This window comes from Nonomuraea sp. MTCD27, from assembly GCF_041950495.1.
Classification (GTDB): domain Bacteria; phylum Actinomycetota; class Actinomycetes; order Streptosporangiales; family Streptosporangiaceae; genus Nonomuraea.
On sequence record NZ_JBGNUW010000011.1, the window covers coordinates 29366 to 41104 of the forward strand.

Annotated in this window: 8 protein-coding genes and 2 pseudogenes; 3 read left to right on the top strand and 7 right to left on the bottom strand. The window is 71.5% G+C overall.

Annotated features, from left to right (window positions below):
* Positions 1 to 173: 173 nt before the first annotated feature.
* The 4 genes from ACBJ59_RS29890 to ACBJ59_RS29905 all read right to left on the bottom strand — a co-directional run bounded on the left by ACBJ59_RS29890 (position 174) and on the right by ACBJ59_RS29905 (position 5229).
* The gene (locus ACBJ59_RS29890; protein WP_375113540.1) at positions 174 to 1133 is read right to left on the bottom strand and encodes a TolB family protein; all 960 of its coding nucleotides are present in this window, start codon (positions 1131 to 1133) and stop codon (positions 174 to 176) included.
* A gap of 315 nt (positions 1134 to 1448) precedes the next feature.
* Positions 1449 to 2867 (bottom strand): amidase, encoded by a 1419-nt coding sequence (locus tag ACBJ59_RS29895; protein ID WP_375113541.1) that lies wholly within the window; start codon positions 2865 to 2867, stop codon positions 1449 to 1451.
* 309 nt (positions 2868 to 3176) lie between these two features.
* A complete protein-coding gene (locus ACBJ59_RS29900; protein WP_375113542.1) occupies positions 3177 to 4616 on the bottom strand; it encodes a dihydrolipoyl dehydrogenase family protein in 1440 nt (479 codons plus the stop codon).
* Position 4617: 1 nt separating this feature from the next.
* Positions 4618 to 5229: a hypothetical protein gene (locus tag ACBJ59_RS29905; RefSeq protein ID WP_375113543.1), complete on the bottom strand. Its 612-nt coding sequence runs from the start codon at positions 5227 to 5229 to the stop codon at positions 4618 to 4620.
* A 165-nt stretch (positions 5230 to 5394) separates the two neighbouring features.
* Here ACBJ59_RS29905 and ACBJ59_RS29910 point away from each other — a divergent pair, with 165 nt between their 5' ends.
* Positions 5395 to 6003 (top strand): TetR/AcrR family transcriptional regulator, encoded by a 609-nt coding sequence (locus tag ACBJ59_RS29910; RefSeq protein ID WP_375113544.1) that lies wholly within the window; start codon positions 5395 to 5397, stop codon positions 6001 to 6003.
* Between the two features lie 499 nt (positions 6004 to 6502).
* Here ACBJ59_RS29910 and ACBJ59_RS29915 read toward each other — a convergent pair whose 3' ends face one another.
* The 3 genes from ACBJ59_RS29915 to ACBJ59_RS29925 form a co-directional block, all read right to left on the bottom strand.
* A complete protein-coding gene (locus ACBJ59_RS29915; RefSeq protein WP_375113545.1) occupies positions 6503 to 7792 on the bottom strand; it encodes an erythromycin esterase family protein in 1290 nt (429 codons plus the stop codon).
* 195 nt (positions 7793 to 7987) lie between these two features.
* Positions 7988 to 8575, bottom strand: a complete 588-nt coding sequence (locus tag ACBJ59_RS29920) for a hypothetical protein (protein WP_375113546.1) — start codon at positions 8573 to 8575, stop codon at positions 7988 to 7990.
* 131 nt (positions 8576 to 8706) lie between these two features.
* Positions 8707 to 9747, bottom strand: coding sequence for an RNA ligase family protein (locus tag ACBJ59_RS29925; protein ID WP_375113547.1), 1041 nt, complete (start codon positions 9745 to 9747; stop codon positions 8707 to 8709).
* 209 nt (positions 9748 to 9956) lie between these two features.
* Here ACBJ59_RS29925 and ACBJ59_RS29930 point away from each other — a divergent pair.
* Positions 9957 to 11037, top strand: a pseudogene (locus tag ACBJ59_RS29930) (DUF6183 family protein).
* A 97-nt stretch (positions 11038 to 11134) separates the two neighbouring features.
* A pseudogene (locus tag ACBJ59_RS29935) lies at positions 11135 to 11701 on the top strand (DUF6596 domain-containing protein); the annotation flags it as partial.
* Positions 11702 to 11739 lie beyond the last annotated feature (38 nt).

The window sequence follows — 11739 nt, forward strand, 5'->3', positions numbered from 1 at the left end:
CCGGTCCGGTCGGGGGCTACGGCGGGACCGTGGCCTGGGAGTTGTGCCCCGACGTCCTGGTCCACATGGTCGGCACACCCACGACGTCCGGCTTCTCCGCGTGGAACGGATCCCTCGTCACCGGTGCCGCCGTGCCCTCGGGCCGCACGCCGGCCGTCACCGCCCCGCCCGTTTCAGTGCTTGCGGCGGGCGTCGAAGCGGGGGTAGAAGTTCGCCTTGTCATCGACCTTGACCAGGGTCTCCACGACCTTGCCCTTGAGATCGACGACGCCGAAGCCGTCGCGGACGGGCAGGAGCAGGTGCTTCTCGTCGTACCAGCCGAACACGGGGAACCGGTGGGCCACCTTGATCCGGGTGACGGCCTTGCCGCTGGCGGTGTCCCACACGCAGGCCGACGACTCCAGGGAGTGGCACGCGGTGAGGAAGCGGCGGCCCGACGGGGAGAACGTGCCGAGCCCGTGGCTGGCGGGGCGGCCGCGTACCTTCCAGGTGCGCTTCATCGCGCCCTCGAGGTCGTACTGGCGGATGGAGGACTTGCCGTTCTTGCCCCAGCGCACCACGACCCCCTTGCTGTCGCGGGTCCACTGGAAGCCGCCGACCGTGATCAGGGCCTTTTCGATGCGGACGAAGCGTGGCTTGAGCGAGGGTACGTCGATGAGCACGATGCCCGCGGACCGGGGCTCGGATCCCGGCTCGAAGACGTTGACCAGCAGGGTCCGGCCGTCCGGCGACCAGGTGGGCCACATCGTGTTCAGGTATCGGCCCTCCCGCGTCGGGTCGGCCTCGACGGGCAACACGACCTCTGTCGCCTTACCGGTCTTGCGGTCGACGAAACGCACCATGGGCGGCCCTTCGCGGCGATCCCGCAGGTGAACGGCTTGCCAGCGCTCGTCGGGCGACACGGTGGCCTCGCCGTCGATCTCGACGAACGCGCGCCTGGCCGGATCCCATGCGCGCTGACCCGAGCCGGGATCACTCTCCGTGAAGTAGGAATAGAAACCCAGCTGGACGGGGCGGCCGCTCATCTTGGCCACGATCTTGGCCGTCGTACCGGGCAGCTTGCCCACCGGTGGTTGCACGGGTGTTGCGGCGAGCATGGCCGTCAGGGCCAGTGCCGTTCCTAGGTGCAGCATCGCAGTCAACTCCTCGTCTTCTGGCGCGTCAGCGGATCCTACAAGATCACCCGTTGCTGAGGGGATAAATGGTGAAACGGCAGGCGGGGGCACGCCAGGCCGCATTCCCGGAGCGCCCGGTGTCCGGCGTGGCCGTTTCTCTTGTTCGCCTCTGGTGAGACGTACGCACGCCGAATCGCCTTGCACTTGTCGTAACTGCCTGGGGCGCGCCCGAGCTCGGCACAGCCGATGCCGCCGCCAGGCCCCCGCGACGTTCGGCAAGGGTCCGGCGGCGGCGGTCAGTACAGGGCCTGAGACCCCGCCTCCCATACGTTGTCAGGCGTTGCCCACGAAGACCGGCGGCGTCCGGTCCTTCCAGGGCATGGCCTGTTCCAGGTAGGCGGCGATCTGGAACAGCAGGTCCTCGCGGCCGTGGGCGGCGATGAGCTGTACGCCGATCGGCAGCCCGTCGTCGCTGTGACCGAGCGGCAGACTGATCGCCGGGTGACCGGTGATGTTGAACAGCCCCGTGAACGGCCCATAGTCCGTCAGCGCCGCTCCCCAGGTGCTCATCGTGTGGCCGGGGTCGTCGTAGCGCAGGGTGCCGTGCGGCGCCGGCAGACGACCCATCGTCGGCGTGATGAGCAGGTCGTACTCGGTGAAGAACGTGCTCACCGATCGGGTCACCCGGTTCTGCGCGTTGAGCGCGGCCAGCATGTCCAGTGCGCTGCACTCCCTGGCCAGCTGGAGGAACTGCCGGGAGACGGCCTCCATCATGGCCGGGTCGGGCTGCCGGGGGGCCAGCAGGAGCAGGGATGCCAGCGCGACCCCCTCGGCCATCCCGGCCAGCATGACGGCCTCCCCGTCGACGTACGGGCCGGACTCGGAGACGCTGTGCCCCGCCTGCTCCAGCACCTGGCCGGTCAGGATCGCCGCGGCGGCGACCTGGCCGTCGACCGGCGTGCCCGACCAGGGCTGGGTGGTCACCGCCACCCGCAGCCGGCCCGGGTCGGCGCCGAGCTCCTCCGCGTACGGGCGGCGCGGGGGCGGCGCGGTGTACTTGTCGCCGATCCCCGGTCCCTGCACGGCGTCCAGCAGGCCGGCGGCATCGCGGACGGTGCGCGTCAGCACGAACTCGTACGCCATGCCGAGCAGCGCCTCCCCCGCGTCGGGCCCGCACGTGACCCGGCCCCGGGTCGGCTTGAGCCCGACCAACCCGCAGCAGGAGGCCGGAATCCGGATGGAGCCCTGCCCATCGCTGCCATGGGCGACGGGCACGGCACCGGCGGCGACCAGCGCGGCGGCGCCGCCGCTCGACCCGCCCACGCCCCTGTCCAGAGCCCACGGGTTGCGGGTCGGCCCGTATCTGACCGATTCGGTGGAGAAGCTGGCGCACAGCTCCGGCACGGTGGTCAGGCCCAAGGTGACCAGTCCGGCGGCACGGAATCGGGCCATGAGATCGGTGTCGTGCTGGGCGACGACGCCCGGCAGAGCGCGGCTGCCGAGGGTGAACGGCACTCCCTCGGCCACCGGCCCGTGGTCCTTGATGAGGAACGGCACCCCGGCGAACGGCCCATCCGCCGCGTGGTCGAGCGCGGGTGCGAACACCGGCAACGCCAGGCCGTTCACCTGCGCGTTCGCCACGGCGAGAGCTTGCCGGGCAGTGGCCTCGACCTCGTCGGCGGTGACCTCGCCCGCCCTGATCAGATTCCGGATTCCGACGGCGTCGTACTTCGCGTACTCGTGAAGTTTCATGAGAAATCCATCTCCCGGCGTCCTCGACACCTGTACCTCGATCACAGCTGGAATGGGCGGACAGCGCGCGACAAGCCACAGGCAAGGGGCGCCGCCGACAGCGAACAGCCTGAACGGGGTGATGGTCGCGACACCGGGCCGGCGGCTCCGGGGACCATCACAGCCAGTGATCGGGGTACGTCTACGCTCGGTACATCACCGCCCATGCTGGTGGCAGCCACCCCGGACCGTCCACTGGTTTTCTCCGGCGGGCTTGCACCCTCCGAACCTCATGAGGGTTGCCCAGCGCGACGTGCCTGAAGCCGGCGGTCAGCGGCCGTACGCCTCCAGCAGCCGCAGCCACACCTCGCTGACCGTGGGGAACGACGGAACCGCGTGCCACAGCCGGTCCAGCGGAACCTCGCCGACGACCGCGATCGTCGCGGCGTGCAGCAGCTCTGCGACGTCCGGGCCGGCGAGCGTGCAGCCGACGATCACTTTCCGGTCCTCGTCGACGACCATGCGGGCGTGCCCCCGGTAGCCGTCGGCGTGCAGGGCCGATCCGGCGACGGCGCCCAGGTCGTGGTCGACGACGCGGATCCGTACCCCGGCGGCCTCGGCCGCGGCCGCGGTCAGCCCCACCGACGCGATCTCCGGATCGGTGAAGACCACCTGGGGCACCGCGCGCTCGTCGGCCGTGGCCACGTGCCGGCCCCAGCGGCCGTCCTCGACCGCTTCGCCCTTCGCCCGCGCCACGATGACGTCGCCGACCGCGCGGGCCTGGTATTTGCCCTGGTGGGTCAGCAGCACTCGCCGGTTGACGTCACCGGCGGCGTACAGCCATCCGTCCCCGACCGGCGTCCCGTCCTCCCCCACCACGCGCAGCGTGTCGTCCACCGTGAGCCAGGCGCCCGGCGTCAGGCCGACGGCGCCGAGACCGATGTCCTGGGTGTTCGGTGTCCGGCCGATCGCCACCAGAACCTCGTCGGCCTCGACCCGCTCGCCGCCGGTCAGCGTGATGTGCACCGTTCCGGCCTCGTCGCGGTGCACCGATGCGGCCTCCGCGCCGAGGCGTACCGACACACCGGCCTCCCGCAACGACTCGGTGACCCGCTCGCCGGCGAACGGCTCGGCCTGCGGCAGCACGCCGTCACGGGCCAGCATCGTCACCGAGGACCCCAGGGCGGCGAAGGCGGTCGCCATCTCCGATGCCACCACGCCGCCGCCGATGATCGCGAGCCGGCCGGGGACCGCGCTCGCGGCGGCCGCCTCCCGGCTGGTCCACGGCGCGGCGTCGCGCAAACCGGGAACGTCCGGCAGCAGCGCGCCGCTCCCGGTCGCGACGACCACCGCGTGCCGGGCCGTCAACGTGACCGGGACGCCGTCGTCGCCGGTCACCTCGACCACGCCCGCGGACACGATCCGGCCCTGACCACGGTGCAGGGCGATCCCGGCCGAACCGAGCCAGCCGACCTGACCGTCATCCTTCCAGTGCGAGGCGAAGGAATCCCGGCGGCCCAGCACCGCGGCCGCGTCGAGACCGCCGGTCACTGCCTCGCGCGCGCCCGGCACCTGGCGCGCCGCCCGCAGGGCCGCCGCGCTGCGCAGCAGGGCCTTGGTCGGCATGCAGGCCCAGTAGGAGCATTCCCCGCCGACGAGCTCGCGCTCGACGACGGCTGCGCTGAGCCCGCCGTGCGCCACCCGGTCGGCGACGTTCTCCCCGACCGGGCCGGCTCCGAGGACGACGACGTCGTACGTGTCGCCGTCCATGTCAGTTCCCCTTCGCGGCGCGGCCGAGGCGGAAGGCCGAGATGAGGAAGAAGATGCCGCCGGGGATGGCGTAGCCGGCCGCGTTGGTCAGCGTCGGGCCGGCCGCGGAGGCGCCGACGATGAACGACGCACCGGCGAGTACCGAGATGCCGCCGCTGATGATCATCGGCCACTGGCCGCCCATCTTGCGGCGGGTGACGCCCACGATCAGCTGGACCGCCCCGGCCACGACCGCCCAGGCGCCCCACACGCGCAGCACCGCCGGGATACCGGACGCGCAGGCGACGGCCACGCCGATGGCGGTGATCAGGCTGACTGCGATGTTCACGTACAGCAGGGCAGGCGATCCGGTGGTGCGCGAGGCGCGGGCGTCGATGATGGCGGCGGCCACGTCGAACAGCGGGTAGAGCACGAGCAGGGTGACCGCGAGCGGACCCAGGTTCGCGGCGGTCGTGAACATCGCAAGGGCCCAGACGATGGCGAACGCGAACCGGACGAAGTACAGCCGCCGCAGTGCGGACGCGGTCCCGGAAATGCCGGGTGAAGCGGCGATGGTGCTCATGGTGATCCTTTCGGTGGATGAGCGATGTGGAGAGCGGTCCAGCGCGGCCATGGCGCCGCGTGACGCCCCTGGTCGCGGCAGCCGCTGGTGCGTACGTGCAGCCGACGAGCCGCTGCCGGCCCTCTCCTGCTAGACCGAACGTTCTGTCTCGGCACAGCATGGCGACCCGCGACGCAGACTGTCAAGACCGAACGTTCTATCCGCTAACATGGCCGTATGCCCAGCCAATCCGAAGGCCGGCCGTCCGAAGCGCGGTCCCGGCTGCTCAACACGGCCACCCGGCTCTTCTACGCGGAGGGCATCCACGCCGTCGGCATCGATCGCATCGTCGCCGAAGCAAAGGTGACGCGGGCCACCCTCTACCGGCACTTCCCCGGCAAGGAAGACCTCGTCCTCGCCTACCTGAACGAGGTCGACCGGGCCATGCGGGGCCAGGCGGACGAGGCCGTCGCCGCCGGACTACCGGCCGCCGGCACCATCCAGGCCCTCAGCAAGTCCATCGCCCAGAGCATCCAGTCCCCCGGCTTCCGGGGGTGCGCCTTCCTCAACGCCGCCGCCGAGTATCCCGACCCCGAGTCCCCGGTGCACAGGGCGGTGCTCGCCCACCGCCAGTGGTTCCTGGACACCGTCACGGAGCTGCTGGCCGAGATCCAGGAGACCGGCGCCGAGCCCGCCGCCCGCCACTTCGTGATGATGCGCGACGGCGCCATGGCCGCCGGCTGCCTGTTCGACCCGGCGCTGATCTGCGAGACCTTCCTGCGCGGAGTCGAGAGGCTCCTGCAGGTCTATGCTGTCACCGACTACAGCGCACCGGCGGGCGCCTGAAGCCGCGGGCGCCTCCGCTCTGGAATCAGCGGTCGAGCCACTGCGGGCGGTTGCAGTCGCAGAAACGCCGTAAGCCGGTCTGGTGGCTGAGCGGCGTGGCATGGCTGACGTTCTCGATCGCGCGCCCCGGCGATGGCGGCGGCCAGGTGGTTCCGCACGGTCCCGCGGGACAGCGAGACGCTGGGCTATCTCGTCGGCGGGTGCGCCGTCGCGTGCGAGGGCGAGCACGTCGGTCTCGCGCGGGGTGAGCGGGGAGTCGCCGGCACCGGTCGCCTCGGACGCGAGCTCCGGGCCGACGTGCCGGCCGCCGCTCGCGACCTTCCGCACGACCTCCGCCAGGGCGGCAGAGGACACGGTCTTGGGCAGGAAGGCGCACCCGCCCGCGGCGAGCGCTTGCCTTCAGGCTCAGCACGTTGGTCAGGAGCTGATCGCCGCCCTGAAGAAGCTCGCCGGCCCCGCTGCCTCATCCCCCTGGCGCGTGGAAGCCGCGCGCACGACCTCAGTTCCCGGCGCGCTTCACCACGTGATCGGTGCCGGTGGTCCGCGACACGTGCGCGATGGCGTCGAACGCCTCGAACACCGGCATGTCCACGAAGTAGTCGGCCATGCGCGAGCGCTGGAAGGACGCCGCGTCGTCGATGTGCGGACGGGCCGCGCGCAGATCGGCGAGCATCCAAAGCCGGTCGATGGGGAACGCCGCCTCGACGCTGCCCGCGGCGGGCGGCGGGAGCGGCGCGTCGTACCAGGCGCCCTGGGGCCGCTCCGGGGTCGGCTCCCCCAGTGTGGTGGTGCGGCCCAGGCTCGACGTGACGCCGATGGCCCGGTAGTCGTCTCCCAGAGCGGCGGCGAGGTGGGCGCCGGCCGGCAGAAGCGGGTTCCCCTGGCTGTCGGCCGCCGTTGTGCGCTGGATGTGCCAGTTGTGCGCCGCCAGTATCACGCGCGTGCCGTCCTCCAGGAGGCGTAGCACGGATTCGGCAATGTAGACGTCGCGAAACGTCGAGGCGGATTCGAAGCCCTCCTGGGCGTTGGCACGATGGAGCTGGTCGAGGTACCAGGCGCCGCGCAGGTGCCACATGGCCGTGTCGTGCTCGGCCCCGTGGCCACGGGCGCGTTGGACGAGAGCCAGGCGCTGCAGGTGCCCCATCAGCCGGCTCAGCGCGCTGGTGAGCAGGTCCTTGTCACCAGCGTCGAGACTCTGGTAGCGGCCGAGCGCCGTGAAGGTGACCGGGTCGTGGAAGCGCTGCGCCACGCTGACCGCCTGTTCCAGCACCGCAAGCGCGTCCGGGGCGGCCCAGCGCACGTAGCCGGCCACCTCCTCCAGCGCGGGCAGCGGCGATGCCGCGGCCCCGGGCAGGTCAGTGCCCAGGCACCGCAGCGGCGGCTCTGCCGTGGTGCGGTGCCGCTCTCTCATCCAGGTCAGCGCCTCGTGCATCTCCTCGCATTGCCCCAGTGACAGGGCGATACCGTCTGCCGCGACCTGCTCCACGGTGCCGGGGCCGCCGCGGACCCAGCCGTCCAGGACCTGCCCCTGGGTGAACGGGGCCTCCAAGGCGTACACCTCGAAACCGCACCGTTCGACCAGGAACCGCAGGATGCGGTGGCGTACCTGGTAGAACTCCCGGATGTGGTGGGAGCTCTCGCCGAGCGCCACGACGCGCGCGCCACCGACGATGTCGCGCAGCGGTTCGAGGTCGTCCACGGGTGACTGGAAGTCCAGGGTTTCCATGGCGCAGGCACGATCGCCGACCCAGCTGGCGAAACTCCTCCGGCGGCTCGTTCGCACGTTCATGCCCGACAGCGTTTCGTGGTGGGCCTGCCCTGGTCGTCATGCCTGAGGAGGGACTTGAGGGTACGGTTGCGGGAGCAGAGGCGTTCCTGATTACGACCTTGGAAGTATTCAGGTGGTCCATATGGCACCAAGGACCACGCCGTCCCCACCGCCGGACGGCCTGTACGGCGGGCTGGTCGAGACCGACCGTGACGCCTACCTGCCCGGCACCGGGGAGGCATGCCTCCCGACGCCGATCGCCACGGCCAGTGCCGACAGGAACGCGGCACCCACGAACGGCACCCACGACAGGGCGGGCGACACCACGAACGTCCCGGTCAGCCCCACGCGGCCGAGCACCGCGGCCGACGCCAGGCCTGGCAGCGCGCCGGCCGAACCCGAGACGACCACAAGAACGGCGAGCCAGGCGACGCGGGCGGGATTGCCCCTTCGGAAGGGCTCCCCGTCGAGGACGGAAGCCAGCAGAGGCCCGAGCAGCAAGGCGGCGACGCCCGCGCACAGACCGCTCACCAGGACGTCCGCGCGTGCGACCACCTGCTCGATGACCGTGGATTTCCAGACCTGCAACGACAGATCCGCCCCCCGGAACCCGACGCCCGGAGGGAGCTCCACGCCGGTCAACCGTAAGCTGTCGACGACGCCCGGCCCTGGGCTGACCTGTACGGTGATCGATCCTTCGGCCTGCGTGGCGCCGTTGATCGCGTAGGCGACGCCCCAGACCGCCGCGACAGCACCTGCGAACCTGACCACGTAGATCATCAAGCGCACGAACGCGCGATTCATGGATTCTCCAGGAGCCGTATCGAGGGCTGTCATTATGCGCGCCGGGCACGACCTGCGTACAGAAACGGCGTACGGAGATCTGGGGAACAGGCGCTACGTCGCCTGCTGCCCCCGGGGCGGCCGGTTCGGGTTCACACCATGGCGTCGGGCTGCGCGACCACGTGCGCGGGGTCGACATCGGTTCGCGGGCGCAGGTACCTCACGGGGTGCCGGTGTCTCCCGGCGTCCGTGGCCGTGTCGATCAGGATCTCCACCACGAGATCGGGCCGAACCCGGGTGTAGTCGAGGGGCTCGCGCTGTCCGTAGGGGCTGGACACCCAGCCGGGCGGCAGGGTCGCCGGCCACGGGTGACCGTCGTGAGCCGGGGTGAGCAGCGGGGCGACTTCGGCGGCGGCCTGCGCGCTCAGCTGGGTGGTGCGGCCGACCATGCGGAACCGTCCCGCGTCGTACCGGCCGAGCAGCAGCCCGCTCGGCCGCCGCGGGGAGCCGACGAACCCCCCGACGACGGCGTCCGCGCTGGCCCGCCGTTTCAGCTTGAGCCAACCCCGGGCGCCGCCGTCGTACGTCGAGCGGGCCGGCTTGATGACCAGGCCCTCCACACCGACCGTGTGCAGCGAGTCGAACCAGGCTCGTGCCTCGGCCTCGTCGAGCGTCTGCATCCCGAGGGCGAGGACGCCGGCGGCCGGGATCGACGCGAACAACGTCTCGAGGAGCGCCCGACGCTCGGACAGCGGCAGGCCCGTCACGTCCCGGCCGCACAGCCGCAGGAGGTCGAAGGCCGCGAAGTGGACGGGCTCCACGCGTGCGAGGGCAGCGGCACGGCGGTGTCCGGCCACGTTGCGACGGTGCAGGGAGGAGAAGTCGAGGCGGCCGGAAGGCGACCAGCGGACGATCTCCCCGTCCAGGACCGATCCCGCGGGCAGGTGCTCGAACGCGGCCCACGTCACCTCGGGGAAGGTCTCGTTGAGGCGGGCGCCGCGCCGGGACTGCACGTGGACACCGCGGTCGGAGTCGATGATGGCCAGCGCGCGGAATCCGTCCAGCTTGGGCTCGAACGCCCACGTGCCCGGCCGCCCCGGAGGGAAGCTGTCCACACTCGTCGCCAGCATGGGCTCGATCGGGGTCCGCAGCCGGGTTCGGGCGTGTTCACGCTGGTCGGAAGGCATGGCCATGGGCCGGTTTCTATCGGCCAGCCGAACAGGACAAAACCCCTATTGAGTATAGAAATGCCCAGGGTTGCTTCAGGTCCGTAAGATCGCCGCCCGCCGCCGCGTGCCCGATCCTGGCCGGGCGCGCCAAGGCGAGAGCATCCAGATGTCGGCGTGCTCGGCCTGGAAGACTCTGACAGATGAAGGTCGACGACGCGGTGCTCCGGATGGGAATGGCCGACACCTACCAGGACGAGCACTGGAACAAAGCGATCGCGGTGACCGACAAGGTCGTGCGAAGGGCCGCCCCCGACTGGCTTGACCAATTACTGACGGCTCTCCTGCGGGTCTCATCGCCGACCCACCCGATGCGATACGGATTCCGGGTGGCGCTGCAGCGATTCGCGCTGGTGGAAGGCGATCCAGAGCACGTGATGACGGTGCGCGGAATCGCTGCCGCCGCAGGGGAGAACTGGGGCGCGGTCCGAGATCTGCCTCGGGAGGTGGCCGAGTGGCTGGCCACCGGCCAGCCACTGGAACATCTGGTCCCGGTCTTCGCCACCGCCCGGGCCGATGACGAGATGGCGGCCTGCCTGCTGCAGGAGACAGTGCTGCGCCACGACGACCTCAGGTCCGCGCGGGCGGCGGTCGAGTTCGCGGGACGGCTTCGCGCGGCAGCCCATCCGCTCGCTGCCTTGCCGCTCCACCGTTTGCCGGCCGAGCACCAGCTGGGCGTGCCGCAATATCCCGGCCGGCCCCGCCCGAACTGGTACGTCGCTCCCGAGCCGGTCGCCGCCCCCCGGCGCGACCGGGATCGAGCTGGAAGCGGCCGAGATCGACTGGCCACAGGCCGTCCAGGCCATGAGCGCCATCAGCGGGTGGATCCACGACAGCGCGAGCGACTGCGACGAGGCCAAGCTGTTCCGCCTTGACCGCCCGCTGGCGCCGGCCGATTTCGGGGCCACCACGCTGGCCGCGCTGAACCTGCGATCAGTCGGAGGCGACCTGACCGTGCATCATGCGGGGACCGCCGATGTGATGAGGACGCTGTACAGCGCTGCCGTATCGGGCACCGAGTCCCGCAGCCGGATGTACGGCGCGTACGCGCGTCTGACCGCCTGGCGCTCCCTCGCAGCCCTGACCGGGGCCGACGGCGACCCCGCAACGATCGCATGGGCCGCTGACCGGTGCACCTGGCTGTTCTACACCTCCGACTGGCACGGTCGCGACGACTGCTCCATGGACTTCGGGATGGCCGTCCTCCGCTCCGACCACCAGAGCATCGCGATCATCGCCGGCACGTTCTCAGACTGACCGCCGCCTTCCGAAGATGCGACGATAGCTTTCCGATCAGCAGGGCGTCCGGGTCCGCCACCGCTCCAGGGGCCGATCTGACGGGCGAAACGCGGGTCGGAGGGATCCGGACGAGCCGGAGATGCACGGCCTGCTCGCGTTGTGCGAGCTGACGGCCGCGCGTTTCCCGGCCCGGACCGGCCCGGACGGTTCGCCGGTCCTGCTCGACGAGCAGGACCGGCGGCGGTGGGACTTCTCGGCGATCCACCGCGGGCTGGCCGCGCTGGCCAGGGCATCGGCTCGCGGCCTCGGCCCCTACGGCCTGCAGGCCGCGATCGCCGCCACCCACGCGGCGGCGCCCTCGGTCGAGGCGACCGACCGGGACCGGATCGTGCTGCTCTACGAGGCACTCGGCCGGGTCGCACCCTCGCCGGTGGTCGAGCTCAACCGGGCCGTCGCCGTGGCCATGGCCTCGGGCCCGGCGCGGGCCCTGGCCATCGTGGACGAGCTGATCGCCTCGGACCGGCTCCCCGGTTCGCATCTGGTTCCGACCGTACGCGGTGAGCTGCTGGCCCGGCTCGGACGGCGACCGGAAGCGCGCGCCGAGCTGGAGCTGGCGGCCCGGCAGTGCGCCAACCAGCGCGAACGCTCAGTGCTGCTCCGCAAGGCGGCCGCGCCGGGCTGACGACCCCGGAAACACGTACGCCCCCCCGCGCCGTCGCC